This is a genomic window from Bradyrhizobium sp. CCBAU 45389, assembly GCF_028128625.1.
Classification (GTDB): Bacteria; Pseudomonadota; Alphaproteobacteria; order Rhizobiales; family Xanthobacteraceae; genus Bradyrhizobium; species Bradyrhizobium liaoningense_B.
The window spans coordinates 455,693-473,093 of sequence record NZ_LBIY01000099.1 but is presented as its reverse complement, the minus strand read 5'-3'; the positions used below and the strand labels follow the sequence as shown (position 1 = coordinate 473,093).

General features: G+C 64.1%; 17 protein-coding genes. 5 read left to right on the top strand and 12 right to left on the bottom strand.

Translation table 11 applies throughout. The features are described 5' to 3' along the window. Window positions 1-22 precede the first annotated feature (22 nt). Genes XH79_RS41450 through XH79_RS41425 form a run of 6 tightly spaced genes read right to left on the bottom strand, consistent with a single transcriptional unit; the run spans window position 23 to window position 7,520 of the window. Complete coding sequence (locus XH79_RS41450) at window positions 23-835, bottom strand: HAD family hydrolase (protein WP_271585454.1); 813 nt, start codon at window positions 833-835, stop codon at window positions 23-25. Further along, window positions 832-1,374, bottom strand: a complete 543-nt coding sequence (locus XH79_RS41445; RefSeq protein WP_271585453.1) for a gluconokinase — start codon at window positions 1,372-1,374, stop codon at window positions 832-834. The genes XH79_RS41450 and XH79_RS41445 overlap by 4 nt, the downstream gene beginning before the upstream one ends. Then, entirely contained in the window at window positions 1,361-2,110 is a 750-nt protein-coding gene (gene pgl / locus XH79_RS41440) for a 6-phosphogluconolactonase (protein WP_271585452.1), read from the bottom strand. Before pgl ends, XH79_RS41445 begins: the two co-directional genes overlap by 14 nt. Further along, window positions 2,107-3,618 carry a glucose-6-phosphate dehydrogenase gene (gene zwf / locus XH79_RS41435; RefSeq protein WP_271585451.1) on the bottom strand — a complete coding sequence of 504 codons (1,512 nt, stop codon included), beginning with the start codon at window positions 3,616-3,618 and terminating at the stop codon, window positions 2,107-2,109. The genes pgl and zwf overlap by 4 nt, the downstream gene beginning before the upstream one ends. Window positions 3,619-3,658: 40 nt before the next feature. Beyond that, window positions 3,659-4,657: a phosphogluconate dehydrogenase (NAD(+)-dependent, decarboxylating) gene (gene gnd / locus XH79_RS41430; RefSeq protein ID WP_271585450.1), complete on the bottom strand. Its 999-nt coding sequence runs from the start codon at window positions 4,655-4,657 to the stop codon at window positions 3,659-3,661. A 13-nt stretch (window positions 4,658-4,670) separates the two neighbouring features. Next, window positions 4,671-7,520, bottom strand: a complete 2,850-nt coding sequence (locus XH79_RS41425) for a bifunctional transaldolase/phosoglucose isomerase (RefSeq protein ID WP_271585449.1) — start codon at window positions 7,518-7,520, stop codon at window positions 4,671-4,673. A gap of 291 nt (window positions 7,521-7,811) precedes the next feature. On the opposite strand from XH79_RS41425, the gene XH79_RS41420 reads away from it, so the two are divergent. The 4 genes from XH79_RS41420 (at window position 7,812) to XH79_RS41405 (ending at window position 13,580) form a co-directional block, all read left to right on the top strand. Next, on the top strand, window positions 7,812-8,504 hold the full coding sequence (locus tag XH79_RS41420; protein WP_271585448.1) for an STM3941 family protein: 693 nt from the start codon (window positions 7,812-7,814) through the stop codon (window positions 8,502-8,504). A gap of 300 nt (window positions 8,505-8,804) precedes the next feature. Beyond that, the gene (locus XH79_RS41415; RefSeq protein WP_212339813.1) at window positions 8,805-10,748 is read left to right on the top strand and encodes a PrkA family serine protein kinase; all 1,944 of its coding nucleotides are present in this window, start codon (window positions 8,805-8,807) and stop codon (window positions 10,746-10,748) included. A 19-nt stretch (window positions 10,749-10,767) separates the two neighbouring features. Beyond that, window positions 10,768-12,045, top strand: a complete 1,278-nt coding sequence (locus tag XH79_RS41410; RefSeq protein ID WP_212339994.1) for a YeaH/YhbH family protein — start codon at window positions 10,768-10,770, stop codon at window positions 12,043-12,045. After that, complete coding sequence (locus tag XH79_RS41405) at window positions 12,042-13,580, top strand: SpoVR family protein (protein ID WP_212339812.1); 1,539 nt, start codon at window positions 12,042-12,044, stop codon at window positions 13,578-13,580. The genes XH79_RS41410 and XH79_RS41405 overlap by 4 nt, the downstream gene beginning before the upstream one ends. A gap of 208 nt (window positions 13,581-13,788) precedes the next feature. On the opposite strand, the gene XH79_RS41400 is transcribed toward XH79_RS41405, so the two are convergent. The 6 genes from XH79_RS41400 to XH79_RS41375 all read right to left on the bottom strand — a co-directional run bounded on the left by XH79_RS41400 (window position 13,789) and on the right by XH79_RS41375 (window position 16,502). Continuing rightward, window positions 13,789-14,229: a DUF1801 domain-containing protein gene (locus tag XH79_RS41400; protein WP_271585447.1), complete on the bottom strand. Its 441-nt coding sequence runs from the start codon at window positions 14,227-14,229 to the stop codon at window positions 13,789-13,791. Further along, complete coding sequence (locus tag XH79_RS41395) at window positions 14,226-14,438, bottom strand: hypothetical protein (protein ID WP_442870033.1); 213 nt, start codon at window positions 14,436-14,438, stop codon at window positions 14,226-14,228. Before XH79_RS41395 ends, XH79_RS41400 begins: the two co-directional genes overlap by 4 nt. 56 nt (window positions 14,439-14,494) lie before the next feature. Then, the gene (locus tag XH79_RS41390; RefSeq protein WP_212339809.1) at window positions 14,495-14,914 is read right to left on the bottom strand and encodes an SRPBCC family protein; all 420 of its coding nucleotides are present in this window, start codon (window positions 14,912-14,914) and stop codon (window positions 14,495-14,497) included. Next, window positions 14,911-15,234: an ArsR/SmtB family transcription factor gene (locus XH79_RS41385; RefSeq protein WP_212339808.1), complete on the bottom strand. Its 324-nt coding sequence runs from the start codon at window positions 15,232-15,234 to the stop codon at window positions 14,911-14,913. The genes XH79_RS41390 and XH79_RS41385 overlap by 4 nt, the downstream gene beginning before the upstream one ends. A gap of 100 nt (window positions 15,235-15,334) precedes the next feature. After that, the gene (locus XH79_RS41380; protein WP_212339807.1) at window positions 15,335-15,784 is read right to left on the bottom strand and encodes a DsrE family protein; all 450 of its coding nucleotides are present in this window, start codon (window positions 15,782-15,784) and stop codon (window positions 15,335-15,337) included. 97 nt (window positions 15,785-15,881) lie between these two features. After that, entirely contained in the window at window positions 15,882-16,502 is a 621-nt protein-coding gene (locus tag XH79_RS41375) for a hypothetical protein (protein WP_212339806.1), read from the bottom strand. A 209-nt stretch (window positions 16,503-16,711) separates the two neighbouring features. On the opposite strand from XH79_RS41375, the gene XH79_RS41370 reads away from it, so the two are divergent. Further along, entirely contained in the window at window positions 16,712-17,281 is a 570-nt protein-coding gene (locus XH79_RS41370; protein ID WP_271585445.1) for an STM3941 family protein, read from the top strand. Window positions 17,282-17,401: the final 120 nt, after the last annotated feature.

Sequence of the window (17,401 nt, the reverse complement as noted above, 5' to 3'; positions counted from 1 at the left end):
CGCGCAACCCATAGCCGATCGCTCAGCCAACCCCGTTCCGCTTCAAGATCATCTCCATCGCCTCCGCAAAACCGTCCTGCTCGTTGCTCCCTGTGACGTGGGTCGCCTCGTCCTTGACGTTGTCGGTGGCGTTGCCCATGGCGATGGAGGTGCCGCTGACGCGGAACATCGCCAGATCGTTCTGCATGTCGCCGATGGTGGCGACCGCGTCGGTCGAGATGCCCAGGCGCTTGGCCATAAACTCGACGAACGTGCCCTTGTTGAATCCGGGCGGGGTGATGTCGAGATAATAGGTCTGCGAGCGCACCGCGGTCGCCTCGCTGCCGAGCGCCTCCTGCATCGCCTTCTCGCACGCGGCAAGCCCGGCCGCGTCGGCGCTGGCGCCGACGATCTTGCAGGCGCTGGCGAGATACGGCGAGAAATCAGTGATGATGGTCGGGTCGGACCGGATCGTGTGCTGCTCATGCGCGACGTATTTGCCGCTGGGATTGTCGATCAGCCATTTGTCGGCAGTGAACAGCCAGATGTCTGCGCCGAAGTCGCGCAGGATCTGCAAGGACCGCTCGGCGGCGCCCGGCGGAATCAGGTGCTGCTCGACCGGCCGCATCTCGGGATCGACGATCGAGGAGCCGTTGAACGGGCCGACCGGCAGCCAGAGCGCCAGCGGTTCGATCAGGAAGCGCATGCCGATCGCGGGACGGCTGGAGGTGATGGTGAAGCCGATGCCGGCCTGGTGCAGCCGCTGCACTGCGCTTCGCGCACGCTCGGTCAGCGTCTTGTCCTTGGTCAGCAGCGTGCCGTCGACGTCGGAGACCACGAGTGAGATGGGAGTCATGGCAGAACCTTGGGTATTGCCCCGCCCAGCTTCAATTGCCGCACGATGCCGTCCACGATCGCCTCGACGGTCTCGTCGATCGAGACGGTGATGACGTGCTCGCCCGCTTCCGGCGGCTCCAGCGTGTCGAACTGGCTCGTCAGCAGCCCGGGCGGCATGAAATGGCCCTTGCGCTGCGCGAGCCGCTCGGCGATCAGCTCCTTCGTGCCCTTCAGGAACACGAAGCGGACGTCACTGCGTCCGCGCAGCAGCACGTCGCGATAGGTGTGCTTCAACGCCGAGCAGGCGATGATGACATGCTCGCCGCGTCCGCAAACCCGCTCGATCTCGTCGGCGATGGCATTGAGCCAGGGCCAGCGGTCCCCGTCGGTGAGGGGATGGCCGGCCCGCATCTTCTCGACATTGCTGGCGGGATGAAAGCTGTCGCCGTCCTCGAAGCGCCAGCCGAGCCGCTCGCCGAGCGCCGCCGCAACCGTGCTCTTGCCCGAACCCGACACGCCCATCACGATCAACGCACAAGGTGCTTCAACGCGGCCCACGAATTTCCTCCGGAAGCGCGGCCCTGTCGACCAGCCAGACGGTCTCACCATTCGAGCGCGCGCGTAAGGCCGGCAGATTCTCGCCATTGAGGAGGCGCGTCAAGATCGGCTGCTTGTCGTGCCCGGCAATCTCGAACAGCATTTCGCGGCAGGAGGCCAGAGCGGGCAGGGTGAGCGAGACCCGCGGCACGAGCGGCGCGACATTGGCCTTGGGGACGCCGATGACCCAGCGCCCGGTCTCTTCGATCTCGGGAAAGCCGGGAAACAGCGAGGCGGTGTGGCCGTCCGGTCCTGCGCCCATCAGGACGAGGTCGAACAGCGGCCGCGCCGGATCGAGCCGGTCTGCGCCGTAGAAAGCTTGCAGCTCGCGCGAATAGGCTCCCGCACCGGCATCGGGATTTTCAGTGGTCGTCGGGATCGGATGGATATGGCTGGCAGGCGCATTGCGATCGAGGAATGCCGCCCGCGCCACCGCCATGTTGTTGAGGGGATCGCTGTCAGGCACGAACCGCTCGTCGCCGATGAACCAGTGCACGCGGTCCCACGGGATCTTGCCGCGCCAGGCATCGCTGCCGAGCAATTGATAGAGCTTCTTCGGGCTGGAGCCGCCGGTGAGGCAGATCGCGATACGCGAGGGGTTGGCGACGATCCGCGCCATCACCCGTTCGGCCGCGGCCTGCGCCAGCGCCTCGGCATCCGACGCAACGATCAGTTTCGGCTGTCCGGCTGCAATCACGAAAATTTCCGCCAGCTTCGCCCGTCGCGCCGGAGCAGTTCGTCGGCGCAGGCGGGGCCGTCGCTCCCGGCTTCATAGGTCTCGATGCCGTTGGTGCCGGCACTTTTCCACGCGTCCAGGAACGGCTGCACCGCCTGCCATCCGGCCTCGATGCCGTCGGCGCGCTGGAACAGGATGTTGTCGCCGATCATGCAGTCGTAGATCAGCGTCTCGTAGCCGGTCGACGGGTCGGCACGGAAATAGTCGCCGTAGCGGAACTTCATCTCGACGCCGTCGATGGTGATGCTCGGCCCCGGGATCTTGGCGTTGAACTGCAGCTCGATGGTCTCGGTCGGCGCGATGCCGATGGTGAGGAAATTCTGCGACAGGCGGTCGACGTCCGTGCCCGAGAACATCGACAGCGGCGCCTGCTTGAACTTGATCGCGACCTCGGTGCGTTTGTGACCCAGCGCCTTACCGGTGCGCAGGTAAAAGGGGACGCCGGCCCAGCGCCAATTGTCGATCATCAGCTTCAGCGCGACGAAGGTCTCGGTGGTGCTGTCGGACTTGACGTCCTCGGTCTTGCGATAGTCCGTGATCGCGTCGTCGCCGCTGCGGCCGGCGAGATATTGCGCGCGCACCGAATTCTTCAGCGCCTCTTCCCGGCTCGGCTGCTGGATCGATGTGAGCACGTCGGCCTTCTCGGAGCGCACGGAATGTGCGTCGAAACGTGCGGGGGGCTCCATCGCGACCAGCGACATCAGCTGGAACAGATGGTTCGGCACCATGTCGCGCAGCGCGCCGGTGGCATCATAGAAGCCGCCGCGATGGCCGACGCCGAGCTTCTCCTCCACCGTGATCTGGATATGGTCGATATGGTTGCGATTCCAGATCGGCTCGAACATGCCGTTGGCAAAGCGCAGCACCAGGATGTTCTGCACCGTCTCCTTGCCGAGATAATGATCGATCCGGTAAATCTGGTGCTCGTCCATGATCTTCAGCAGCTCGCCATTCAGCGCCTTGGCCGATGCGAGGTCGGTGCCGAACGGCTTTTCGATCACGAGCCGCCGCCAGGCGCCATTCTCCTTCATCATGCCGGTGCGGCCGAGCTCGCGCGCGGTCGGCGCGAACGCGGCCGGCGGGGTCGCCAGATAGAACAGCCGGTTGCCGCCGGTCTCCTGCGCGCATTCCAGTGAATCCAGATGCTCGCGCAGGCGATCAAAGGAAGGCGGATCCTTCGGATCGGCCTCGACGAAGGTCACGCATTCCAGCAGCTTCTTGGCGATGTCGTCGTCCACGGGCCGGGTCGCGAATTGCCGCAGGCCCTTCAGCAGGCTGTCGCGCAGCTCGTCATCCGACTGACCCCTGCGGGCCACGCCGACGACGCAGAATTTTTCCGGCAACAAGTGCTCGGCCGCGAGGTTGTAGAGCGACGGCATCACCAGGCGATGGGTAAGGTCGCCGGTGACACCGAAGATGACGAAGGCGCAATTTTCCGGCTTGCGCTTGGCTTGCGGGTCTTTTGTCACGAATTGTCGGCCTTCGCTTGTCTACTTGTTACTCAGGCTTCTATTTGGGTTTCGAAGCGCCCGGCTGCTTCGGCTCCTTGTGGCCGCCGAAACCCGCGCGCATCGCGGAAAGAATTTTTTCGGCGAAGGTGTGTTCCTTGCGGGAACGGAAACGTGTGTAGAGCGCCGCGGTCAGGACTTCGGCCGGCACGGCCTCGTCGATCGCAGCATTCACGGTCCAGCGCCCTTCGCCGGAATCCTCCACGAAGCCCGAATATTCCGAGAGCTGCGGGCTGTCGGCGAGGGCGGTCGAGGTGAGATCGAGCAACCAGGACGGAATCACGCTGCCGCGCCGCCACACTTCGGCGATGTCGGCGAGATCGAAGTCGTAGCGATGATCCGCCGGCAGGGCGTCGATATTGGCGTTCTTGAGGATGTCGAAGCCTTCGGCATAGGCCTGCATCAGGCCGTATTCGATGCCGTTGTGGATCATCTTGACGAAATGCCCGGCGCCGACAGGGCCGGCATGGATGTAGCCCTGTTCGATGCGGGGATCGCGCCCCTCGCGTCCTTCGGTGCGCGGAATGTCGCCGGCGCCCGGCGCGAGCGCGGCAAAGATCGGATCCAGCCGGTCGACCACGGCCTTCTCGCCGCCGATCATCATGCAATAGCCGCGGTCGAGGCCCCAGACGCCGCCCGATGTGCCGACGTCGACATAGTGGATGCCGCGCGCCTTCAGCGCCTTGCCGCGGCGGACGTCGTCCTGCCAGAAGGTGTTGCCGCCGTCGATGATGACGTCGCCTTCCTGCATCACCTTTGCAATCGTGTCGATCGTCGTCTCGGTGATGTGGCCGGCCGGCAGCATCACCCACGCCGTGCGCGGCCGCTCCAGCTTCGAGATGAATTCCTCGAGTGTCGCCGAGCCGACCGCGCCGTCGGCGGCAAGGCCCGCGACGGCCTTGGTATCCTTGTCGTAGACCACGGTCGAATGTCCCTGGCGCATCAGGCGGCGAACGATGTTGCCGCCCATCCGGCCGAGGCCGATCATGCCGAGTTGCATGTGAGAGATTCCCTTAATTCAGTGCGTCGTTGAGCGCCGCATTGAGTGCGGCGAGACCTTTCTTGAGCCCACCCTTCAGGTGGACACGCAGCGCGCGCCGGCCGCGTTCGGTGAGCACGTCGAAATCGCCCCGCGCCTGGGCCGCCTTGATCACGCCGAAGCTCGCCTTCTGGCCCGGCACGGACAGGTCCTTGGCGTCGTCAGCGGTGATCTGGAGGAACACGCCGCTGTCGGGCCCGCCCTTGTAGGCCTGGCCCGTGGAGTGCAGGAAGCGCGGGCCGAACTCGGCGCAGGTCGCGACATGCCGCTTCTCGCGCACCTCGAGCCGCATCGCCTGGAGGGCATCGATGGTGGCCTTGTCGCGCGCGATGTAGCCAAGCAGGGCAACGTAATCGCCATCGCCTGAGCGCGAGAGGTGCGCCTTCAGCCAGGAGGTGAGGTCGCCATTGGCGCCGGCAGCGCGTAGCGCCGTGGCGTTGGCCTCGTCGGTGTAGAGATCGGCCTCGACCGTGCTGACCACGGGCTGTTCGTCCGGCAGCGCGCCGGTCTTCTCGAACGAGGCCGTGAGCTCGCGGGTCTTGATCTTGGCCGCTTCGACGTCGGGCTGGTCGAACGGGTTGATGCCGAGGATCGAGCCCGCCACCGCCGTCGCCATCTCGAAGCGGAAGAACTCCTGGCCGAGATGGTCGATCGACTTCATCGCGATGCGCACGACGGGATGGCCGGCCGCTTCGATTGCGGCAAGCTGGGAGTCGTGTGCGGCGTCGGCTTCGCCCTCGATGCGGATGTCGATGAAGAAACGGTCATTGCCGTAGACCGAGGGATCGCCGAGCGGCTCGCCGTCGATCGGGATCAGGCCCTTGCCCTCCTTGCCGGTCGATTCCGCGATCAGCTGCTCGGCCCAGGCACCGAAATCGGCGATCTTCTTCGACGACAGGATCGTCACCTTGTCGCGGCCTTCGAGCGCGGCAAGCCCCATGGCAAGGCCGAGTTGCACGCCCGGGTTTTCGGACGGCGGCACGTCCGGTCCGCAGGAGCGGGCCATGGAGAGCGCGTGCTTGACGAAGGTCTTGACGTCGATGCCGGCAGTCGCCGCCGGCACCAGGCCGAACGGCGAGAGCACCGAGTAGCGCCCGCCGATCGAGGGCTCGCCATGGAAGATGCGGGCATAGTTCAGCGTCTTCGCCGCCTTCTCCAGCGACGATCCGGGATCGGTCACCGCGATGAAGCGATGGCCGGTCTTCACCTTGGGGCCGACCGCCTTGGCAACTTGCTCATGGAAATAGTCCTTCATCGCGTTCGGCTCGGTGGTGCCGCCGGACTTGCTGGAGACGATGAACACGGTGTTGGCGATGTCGATCTTCCCCTCCATCGCCCGCACCTGCGCGGGGTCGGTGGAGTCAAGCACGTGCAGCTTGGGGAAGCCGGGCTTCTTGCCAAAGGTCTCGGCCAGCACCTCGGGTCCGAGGCTCGATCCGCCCATGCCGAGCACGACGGCGTCGGAGAATTTCTGGCCCTTCACGCGGCCCGCATAATCCTCGTAGTCGGCGACATCGGCCTTGGCCGCGCTGTCGAGCCAGCCGAGCCATTTGTCCTCGTCGGTGCCGGTCCAGACCGACTTGTCGCGCTGCCAGAGCCTGCGGATTTTTGCCAAGGCACGCCATTCCTCGGTGCTCTTGGCCACGGCCTTGCCGAGCCCGTCGCCGAGCGATAGCTGCTGGCGGTCGAGCGCCGGCCCGAGCACGGTGGCGCGCTTGTGCGCGACCGCGCCGTAGAGCTTGTCGGCGGCGTCCGCAAACAGCTTGACGCCGTCCTTGACCAGCTCCTCGGTGATCGCGTCGAGCGAGATGCCCGAGCGCTCCAGCTCCTCCAGCACGCGCCTTGCGTCCTCGACATTCTCTTCCAGGCTGTCGCGCGGCTTGCCGTGGTCGCGGAACGCATCCAGCGTCGCCGGCGGCACGGTGTTGATGGTGTCGGGGCCGATCAGCTCCTCGACATAGAGGACGTCGCTGTAGTCCTTGTTCTTGGTGCCGGTCGACGCCCACAGCATGCGCTGCGGCTTGGCGCCCTTGGCGGCGAGCTTCTCCCAGCGGGGACCTGCGAACAGGCGCTTGTAATCCTGATAGGCGACCTTGGCGTTGGCGATTGCGACCTTGCCCTTGAGGGCGGCAAGCCGCTCCTTTTCGGATGGGTCATTAGCGCGCGCGATCTTCTCATCGAGCTGCTTGTCGACGACGCTGTCGATGCGGCTGACGAAGAAGCTCGCAACGCTTGCGACATGCGAGGGGTCGCCGCCGCCTGCGACATATTTTTCCAGGCCCGCGATATAGGCCTCCGCCACCTGGAGGTAGACGGCCTTGGAGAACAGCAGCGTGATGTTGATGCTGATGCCGTCGCCGATCAGCGTCTCGATCGCCGGAAGGCCTTCCGGCGTCGCCGGCACCTTCACCATCAGGTTCTTGCGGCCAACGTCCTTCCACAGACGCCGCGCCTCGGCCACCGTGCCGGCGGTGTCCATCGCCAGATAGGGCGATACCTCGAGGCTGACATAGCCGTCGCCGCCCTTGAGGCGGTCATAGACCGGGCGCAGCACGTCGGCGGCATTCTGGATGTCCTCGACCGCGACGGCTTCGAACAGGTCGGCCACGGTCCGGTCGCCGCGCTTCAGCGCCTTGCCGATCGGGGCGTCATATTCGTCCGAGCTGCCGATTGCCTTCTCGAAGATCGAGGGGTTCGAGGTGACGCCCTTGACGCCATCGGTGTCGATCAGCCGCTTCAGGTCGCCCTTGGCGATGAAGCCGCGGGCCAGGAAGTCCAGCCAGACGGCCTGTCCGTGCTTTTCCAGTTCTTTGACGGGATTCATGGTGCTTATTTATCTCCAAGCCTGCGGGCGAGGGGTTTCCGCGCCGGTCCTGACGCGCTATCCTCTAGCTTACATGCTCCCGGGAGGGAACCAATCAAGCGTGTGGGAGTCATACCTCTAGTGTAACTCCGTCGCGATCATGGCGATCCAGGCGGCAGTGGCTGTGTTGCGTAAAAAGTCGTTGGCCGGGAAAGTTTCGGCCGAGGTCTCGTTGCGTAGCGTCTGTCGGCCGCTGCACAGCCGGTCTTCAGTGGATTCCGATCCGCCGGATACTTTGTGGCTCGGTCGCGAATGGCCATGCTGGGGGAAAGCATGCACCTGCATCCTGACGGCTCTCCGTCCGCCGTCTCCGACAGCCCGCAGTCGGTCGCGCCGACCGTGCGCGTCGATGCGCCGCACGATCTCGAAATCAACCAATGCGCAACGCGTTCGCGGCTGCTGGTCGCGGCGGGTTTCGCGATGATGCTGTTCAGCGCGAGCCTTGCCTTCGACTGGTGGGACAGCCTCGGCGACTACGACACGACGGTCGGCTATGCCGGCGTCGCGGTGTTCGGCCTGATCACCGGCTGGCTGATCTGGCTGCTTCCCGGCGAACGTGGGCCGGTGGTGATCGTCACCCCCTTCGGCATCCGCGATCTCCGCATCGGCAATGAATTTCTGCTGTGGGAGTCGATCGCGGAGATTTCGACCGAGGAGCGCCGCGGGCACAGGATGATCGTGCTGACGCCGACGCCGGCATTGCAGCGGCAGCTCTGCTGTATTCGCGGCAGGAGCCGGGCGGCGTCGCGCGGCGCGCAGGACGATCGGATCGTCATTTCCACCGAGGGACTGGCGACCGATTTTGATACATTGCTGCGCGCTTGCCGCGAGTGCCATGCCGCCAGCGATGCACACGCCGCATTGCGGCGAGACCGCGATCAAGGCACGCAAGACGCGGGTGCACAAGGCTCAGGTGCACAAGGCTTGGCCGTACAAGCGTCATAAAGCTGCCGCCGGCTGGCGACTATGCTGCACCGCCGGATGAGCTGATCCCCGGTAATGCCCGGATGTGGCGGCCGAGTGACATTTTCTGGAAATGAGCGAAGATATACATAGATTCGCATAAATAACAGGCAGGTGCCTGTTCGTAACTCACCCGGTTGCCTACGTTGTGCGTTGCGTCGAGTCGGCCCCCGGGTGTCCAATGACTGTCATGTGCTCACGCTGATTCGAGAAGCGGCCTGAGGAACGGTCCAGTAACTGCTTTCGTTTCAGCTTGTAGCGGAACTCACGCGGAGAGGGATCATGTATAACGATTCTCTATTCAACGCTTTCGCTCGGTCGTTCGAGGCGAGAAGCCAGCACGACATGTCGATGGCGGAATATCTGGAATCGTGTCGAAGCGATCCCATGAAATACGCGAACGCGGCCGAACGACTGCTAGCAGCGATCGGCGATCCGCAGACGATTGACACGGCCAAGGACCCACGCCTTGGCCGTATTTTTTTGAACCGCACCATCCGCACCTATCCGGCCTTCGCCGGCTTCTACGGCATGGAAGAAACCATCGAGCGCATCGTCGGGTTCTTCCGCCACGCGGCGCAGGGCTTGGAGGAGCGCAAGCAGATCCTCTATCTGCTCGGCCCCGTGGGCGGCGGCAAATCCTCGCTCGCCGAGCGGCTGAAGTCGCTGATGGAAGTGCAGCCGATCTACGTGCTCAAGGCCGGCGATGAACTCTCGCCCGTGTTCGAAAGCCCGCTCAGCCTGTTCGATCCCGATCATCTCGGACCGATGCTGGAGGAGAAATACGGCATTCCGCGCCGCCGTCTCACCGGCCTGATGAGCCCGTGGTGCTACAAGCGGCTGGAAGCCTTCGGCGGCGATATCTCGCAATTCCGCGTCGCCAAGATCCAGCCGTCGCGACTGCGTCAGATCGCGGTCTCCAAGACCGAGCCGGGTGACGAGAACAACCAGGACATCTCGTCGCTGGTCGGCAAGGTCGACATCCGCAAGCTCGAGACCTACGCGCAGAACGATCCCGACGCCTACAGCTATTCGGGAGGCCTCAATCGCGCCAACCAGGGCATCCTCGAATTCGTCGAGATGTTCAAGGCGCCGATCAAGATGCTGCACCCGCTGCTCACCGCAACGCAGGAGGGCAATTACATCGGCACCGAGAACATCGGCGCGATCCCGTTCACCGGCGTGATCCTGGCGCACTCCAACGAGGCGGAGTGGGCGAGCTTCAAGGCCAACAAGAACAACGAAGCCTTCATCGACCGCATCTGCGTGATCAAGGTGCCTTACTGCCTGCGGGTCGCCGAAGAGCAGAAGATCTACGAGAAGCTGATCCAGGGCTCCGAGCTCGCGTCCGCGCCGTGCGCGCCGTCGACACTGGAAACGATGGCTCGGTTCTCGGTGATGTCGCGCCTGCGCAAGCACGAGAATTCCACGCTGTTCGGCAAGATGCGGGTCTACGACGGCGAAAGCCTGAAGGAATCCGATCCCAAGGCACGAAGCGTCCAGGAATACCGGGATGCCGCTGGTGTCGACGAAGGCATGGACGGCGTGTCCACGCGCTTTGCCTTCAAGATCCTGGCTGCGACCTTCAACCATGATCCGCAGGAGGTCGCCGCCGATGCCGTGCACCTGATGTACGCGCTGGAGCAGTCGATCCGCCGCGAGCAGCTGCCGGAGGAAACCGAGAAACGTTACCTGGAGTTCATCAAGGCGGAGCTGGCGCCGCGCTATGCCGAGTTCATCGGGAACGAGATCCAGAAGGCTTATCTCGAATCCTACTCGGATTACGGTCAGAACCTGTTCGACCGCTACGTCGACTACGCCGACGCCTGGATCGAGGATCAGGACTTCAAGGATCCCGACACCGGCCAGTTGCTCGATCGCGAGCTTTTGAACCAGGAATTGACCAAGATCGAGAAGCCGGCCGGCATCGCCAACCCGAAGGATTTCCGGAACGAGGTGGTCAAGTTCTCGTTACGGGCCAGGGCTCAGAACAGTGGCAAGAATCCGACCTGGACCTCCTACGAGAAGATTCGCGACGTGATCGAAAAGCGGATATTCTCCCAGGTCGAGGACCTGCTTCCGGTCATCTCCTTCGGGTCGAAGAAGGACGGCGAGACGGAGAAGAAGCACGGCGAGTTCGTCGCACGCATGGTGGAGCGCGGCTACACCGAGCGTCAGGTTCGCCGGCTCGTCGAATGGTACATGCGTGTGAAGCAGGCCGGTTGAGGCGGATGAAAAAGTGCCGATTCACATTATTGACAGGCGCCTGAATCCAGGCGGCAAGAGTCTTGAGAACCGTCAGCGGTTCTTGCGTCGGGCCAAATCCCTGGTGCAGGGCGCCGTCAAGAAGACCTCGCAGGAACGCGACATCAAGGACGTCCTGGAGGGTGGTGAGGTCACGATCCCGCTGGACGGGATGCACGAGCCGCGTTTCCGCCGCGAAGGCGGAACGCGCGACATGGTGCTGCCCGGGAACAAGAAGTTCATCGAGGGCGACTATCTGCAGCGCTCCGGCCAGGGCAGCGCCAAGGATTCCGGTCCGGGCGAAGGCGACAGCGAGGACGCCTTCCGCTTCGTGCTGTCCCGCGACGAATTCGTCGATCTCTTCCTCGACGACCTCGAACTGCCGGATCTCGCCAAGCGCAAGATCGCGCAGACCGAGAGCGAGGGCATCCAGCGCGCCGGCTACACCACGTCGGGCTCGCCCGCCAACATCTCGGTGAGCCGGACCGTGAAGCTCGCGCTGGCGCGCCGCATCGCGCTCAAGCGTCCTCGCAAGGAGGAGATCGAGGAGCTGGAAGCCGCGATCGCCGCCTGTACGGACGAGGACGAGCGTACCGAGCTCATCGCCCAGCTCGAAGCGCTGAAAGCGAAATCCAAGCGTATTCCCTTCATCGATCCGCTCGACATCCGCTACCGCCGTTTCGAGACGGTGCCGCGGCCGGTCGCGCAGGCCGTGATGTTCTGCCTGATGGACGTCTCCGGCTCGATGTCCGAGCACATGAAGGACCTCGCCAAGCGCTTCTACATGCTGCTCTACGTGTTCCTGAAGCGCCGTTACAAGCATGTCGAGATCGTCTTCATCCGCCACACCGACCGCGCCGAGGAGGTGGACGAGCAGACCTTCTTCTACGGTCCGGCCTCGGGCGGCACGCTGGTCTCCAGCGCGCTGCAGGCGATGCACGAGATCGTGCGCGAGCGCTTCAATCCGTCGGACTGGAACATCTACGCCGCGCAGGCCTCCGACGGCGACAATTCCTATTCCGACGGCGAGCTCACCGGACTGCTGCTGACCGACAAGATCCTGCCGGTCTGCCAGTTCTTCGCCTATCTCGAGGTCGGGGAGTCGGGCGGCAGCGCCTTCGATCTTTCCGACTCCTCGCTCTGGACCCTTTACGAGCGCCTGCGCAACAGCGGCGCACCGCTCTCGATGCGCAAGGTCTCCGAGCGCAGCGAGATCTTCCCGGTGTTCCACGATTTGTTCCAGCGCCGCGAAACTGCTCAGGAGAAAGCCGCTCCATGACGGCACGATTGTTCGAAGGCGCGGATTGGGACTTCCATACCTTGCAGCGCATCACCGACGCCTGCGAGGAGGTGGCGTTGAAGGATCTCGGGCTCGACGTCTATCCGAACCAGATCGAGGTCATCACCGCCGAGCAGATGCTGGACGCCTACTCGTCGGTCGGCATGCCGCTGTTCTACAAGCACTGGTCCTTCGGCAAGCATTTCGCGTTCCACGAGGCCTCCTATCGCAAGGGCCTGATGGGCCTCGCCTATGAGATCGTGATCAACTCCTCGCCCTGCATCTCCTACCTGATGGAGGAGAACACGGCGACGATGCAGACGCTGGTGATCGCGCACGCCGCCTTCGGCCACAACCATTTCTTCAAGAACAATTATCTGTTCAAGCAGTGGACCGACGCCGACGGCATCCTGGACTATCTCGACTTCGCCAAGAACTACGTCATGCAATGCGAGGAGCGCTACGGCCGCACCGAGGTCGAGCGCACGCTCGACGCCGCGCATGCGCTGATGTCGCACGGCATCGACCGCTATCCCGGCAAGAAGAAGCTGGACCTGCGCGCCGAGGAGAAACGGGCAGGGCGCCGCCGCCAGCACGAGGAAGAGGTCTTCAACGATCTCTGGCGCACCGTGCCGGCCGGCAAGAGCAAGAGCCGTTCGACGCTCAGCATCGAGCGGCGCCGCAAGCTGCTCGGGCTGCCGCAGGAAAACCTGCTCTATTTCCTCGAGAAGAGCGCGCCGCGGCTGGCGCCATGGCAGCGCGAGCTCTTGCGCATCGTCCGCCACATCGCGCAATATTTCTATCCGCAGAGCCAGACCAAGGTGATGAACGAGGGGACGGCCACCTACGTCCACTATCGCATCATGACCAAGCTGCATCAGCAGGGCCGCATCACCGACGGCAACTTCCTCGAATTCCTGGGCTCGCACACCAACGTGGTGTTCCAGCCCGAATTCGACGATCCGCGCTTCTCGGGCTTCAACCCCTATGCGCTCGGCTTCGCCGTGATGCAGGACATCGAGCGCATCGTCACCAATCCGGAAGACGAGGACCGCGAATGGTTCCCCGACATTGCCGGCAGGAACGACGTTATGGGCGTGCTGCGCGACGTCTGGGCCAATTACCGCGACGAGAGCTTCATCGGCCAGTTCCTGAGCCCCAGGCTGATGCGGCACTTCCGCATGTTCCATCTCCATGACGATCCCGAGGAGCGCGCCGGCATCCGCGTCGATGCCATCCACGACGAGCGCGGCTTCCGCCGCGTGCGGCGCGAATTGGCGCGGCAGCACGACGTCGGCTACATCGACGCCAATATCGAGGTGGTCGACGTCGATCTCTCCGGCGACCGCCGGCTGATCCTGCATCACCACGTCATCAAGGGCTCGCAGCTCAACGAGACCGACGCCAAGCGCGTGCTTCAGCACCTGGCCGATCTCTGGACCTACGACGTCGCGCTGATCGAGGTCGACGCCAACGACAAGGTTTTGCGCGAATACGTCGTCAGCCCGCGCCCGATTCCGGCGGCGGTGGCCTGAGGGCGGACGGTAGGTTCTGCATCGACGCGGCGGGTCGCTTTCCTGCGGCCATCCTTCGAGACGCCCGCCTTCGGCGGGCCCTCAGGATGAGGGCGGGATGTGCGGCGGCGATTTCAACACGCGGGGATGCTGAGCCTCATCCTGAGGAGACCGCGAAGCGGTCGTCTCGAAGGACGAGGCGCTTGCACCAGCCGCCACCAAGAACGTTCTACGCCGGCCGCTTCTTCGCCGGCTTCTCCTTCGACGCATTCAGCTCCACCGCCGCGCGGATCAGCGCCTTCAACGCCTTCTCGTCGATCTTTTCGCCCTCGCGAATATCGATCGCGCGGCGCACATTGCCGTCGAGGCTGGAATTGAACAGGCCCGCCGGATCGTCCAGCGCCGCGCCCCTGGCGAAGGTCAGCTTCACCACAGCCTTGTAGGTTTCGCCGGTGCAGATGATGCCGTCGTGCTCCCAAACGGGAACGCCGCGCCATTTCCATTCCTCGACGACGTCAGGATCGGCCTGCTTGATCAGGCCGCGGACCCGGCTGAGCATCTCGCCGCGCCAGTCGCCGAGCTCCCTGATCCTGCCGTCGATCAGCCTGGAAGGCGCGGCGCCGTCCGCGTCCTTCGCGCCGCTCTTTTTCGCCGCCACGGCCTTCTTCATGACCTCGCCTCACTGTGCGCGTCGCCGCGCCGGCCAAGATAAGGCAGCGCGAACAGATACAGCCCGGTCGCGAGCAGCGGGATCAGCGGAACGAGCGCCAGGAAGCCGATCCAGGCGGCATCGAGCTGCATGGTCATGGCGACGATGTTCGCGATGACGGCGAGCGTGAAGGCGATGGACAGCCAGCGATGGATCTGGCGAACCCACATATTCCCGGTCAAGAAAACCTCCTCTTGAGATGATCGAATGAAGGTCGGTGACGGCGCTACTCGGCCCGCGCCAGCAGCTCGTCCAGCTTGTTGAAAAACTGCTTCCAGCCGGCATGCGCGCCGCCATAGGCCTGCTTCTGCGTCGGACTGAAGCCCGCCTGCTCGACGCGCAGATGCGTGCCCGCGCCCGTCGGCGTCAGCGTGAACGTCACCACGCTCTTGAGATCGAAGGCGGCGTCCTCGTGCGAGAAATTCCAGGTATAGGCGAGCGTCTTCTGCGGCTCGATGGTGAGCACCTCGCAGTCCAGCACGCCGCCCCATTCGCCGCGCAGGTTGAAGCGATGGCCGACCTCCGGCTTGAAGTCGTTCTTCATCAGCCATTCCTCGATCAGATGCGGCTGCGTCAGCGCGCGCCAGAGCCGCTCCGCCGGGAAGGCGAACTCGCGCTCGACGACGACGGATCGTGTTTCGGTCATTGGTCCATCCTCTTCAGGAGATCATCGAGAGCGTCGAGCCGGTTCTGCCAGAAGCCGGCCATCTGGCTGGTCCAGTCGACCAGCGGATTGAGCGCGCCGGGCTGCGCGCTGTAGTGCGTCTGGCGTCCCTCATGGCGGTCGCGCACCAGGCCCGCCTGCTTCAGCGCGCCGAGATGTTTCGAGACCGCCGGCTGGGAAACGCCGGACCGCAGCGTTAGTGCCCCGACCGTCTGCTCGCCCTCGCGGCACAGCCGTTCGAAGATCGCCCGCCGGGTCGGATCGGCGAGGGTCCTGAACAGGAGGTCGTGGGTGGCGGACATGCGAGATCCATAACTCAGAAGTTATGGATTAACTCATAACCGTGGGGTTATGGATGAGTCAAGTGCCAAGAGGAGGATTATGATATGGCGGGCCGCAACCCTACGGCCGCAGATAGAGATACCCCTGCGACTGCAGCTCGGCCAACCGGACCACGCCGCCCTTCTCCGCGCTGACGAAGCCGGGCAACAGATCCGTCAGCGTGACGTTCTGCGCCTTCATCGTGTTGCCGCAGGCGGCGAGCTCGACGCCATCCTTGAAGAATTCGCCGACGCGCCTGCTGACATCGGGGTTGGCTTGCGCCGCGTGAAACGCCTTCAGCGCCGGCCCGTGGATCACCAGTGCGATCGTCACGTGCTCGGGCCCACCGACGCCGTCGATGTGGTTCTGGATGTTGCCGAGCACGAAATTGACCTTCTCGGCGTCGCTGAGGTGATAGACCACCTTGAGCTTGTTCGACGACGGAGCCTCGGTCGCGGCCTTCGCGCTGGAGGCGCCAAGCGCTGCGCCCAAAGCCGAGACGGCGCTCCACAAGATGTTCCGGCGGTTCATGGCGGTCTCCCTCAAGCATGATCCGGAAAAGTGTGAAGCGGTTTTCCGGAAAGATCATGCGCAAATAACGACTAAGCCTGACTTTGCCGGACAGATATCACTTGTGACGGAGCGCTGCGAGTTCCTTGCGGTCGGTCACCAGCGACGCGCATTCGCTGGTGTCGGTGCGATCGAGGCGGAAAATCGCATCGTCGGCGCCGGCGACCAGCGCATGCTCGGCTTCGTCATCCGGCTTGTTGTTCTGCCAGACCCTGACCCGCGCGAGGCGCACGATCGCCGACTTGTCGTCCTTGGAGAGCGCAACGCCGATGCCGCCGCCCTCGCAGTCGACGCCACAGCCGAGGCGGATTTCAGTGCCGTCCTTGGTGAACACGGCGTGGTTACAGGAGCCGCTGGAATCGAAATCGCCGCTGCGGTGGCGATACCTGAAGCCGAGCCGGAACGAGTTGTGGAGCTGCTTGTCCTCCTGGTCGACCTCCGCGGAGATCAGCAGCTTCATCGATGCGACCTTCTGCTTCGGGTGCCGTGCCAGGTGCTCGGCGTCGTAACGGCGGACGAAGCAGGCATAGGCCTTGTCGCCCGGCCTGCCCGCATACATGCGCGCGTTGAAGGTGTCGGCCTCGGCCTTGGTGGCCTCACGGATGTCGTCGGCCTCCTCGGCCCGGGCGGCGCCGACGAAGCCGGCAAGGACAAGCGGAAGGATGAGGGCAAGCTTCATGATCGCACCCGGGGCGTGTGAACCGTCGTCCATCCGCAACGCGCAGGTGGGAGCCGACTGGCATTTAGTCGCGGGCGGAAAACGTTGCGTTCAAGTGTGCCTGGCCGCACGCCTTGCGGGCAGCCTCGCGCAAGGTTCCCGCTTTAACACTTTGGAAGGAGGGGCGTTGGTAAACCCCTGGTTGTTGCAGATGACTGGTGGCGGTCAAAATGTCCATAAGTCAGAACTTGCCCAACCTTGCGATCGGCTATTCCCTTCCGCGGCTGTTCAAGTTGCTGGGAGCCGGCCTGTTGGCGACGCTGCTGTGCGGCGCGCTCGCATTCAGCTGGCACTATGGCAGGGACATCGCCACGATCCAGATCGCGCTCAGCTATTTCGGCATCGTGTTTTTCGGCCTCGCCACCTGCAAGACGCTGTGGACGTTGATCTCCGCCAGGGAGCCGGTCCTCTTCATCACCCGTATCGGCATTCGCGACACCAGGATCGCCGATGACACCATCTCGTGGCGATCGGTGCGGGACATCTCGATCTTTCGGTATCGCAGCCAGAAGATCGTCGTTCTTCAGGTCGATCCTCTTCTCGCCGAGCGGTTCGAAGGCGGCCTTCTGAAGCGCGTCTTGTCGCTGCTGAACAAACCCATTGGTGCGGACGGCGTGCTCGTCACGGGCGGCCTGACCATGGACGGCGAAACGCTGTTCGAGACCTGCAAGCAATACTGGACGGCGGGACGGCTGGCCTATACGGGCCGCGCCGCAGCTGAGCCCGAGCCGGTCAGCTAGTCCAGGCCGCAGCCGAGGCGGACCGCATTGCTTTCACCAAACACTGCGTGTTGGCAGTCGCCGCACGCGTGACGCGTTCAACTCGCATACGCGCGCACGGCAGAGCGAGGGGGCCTGGTT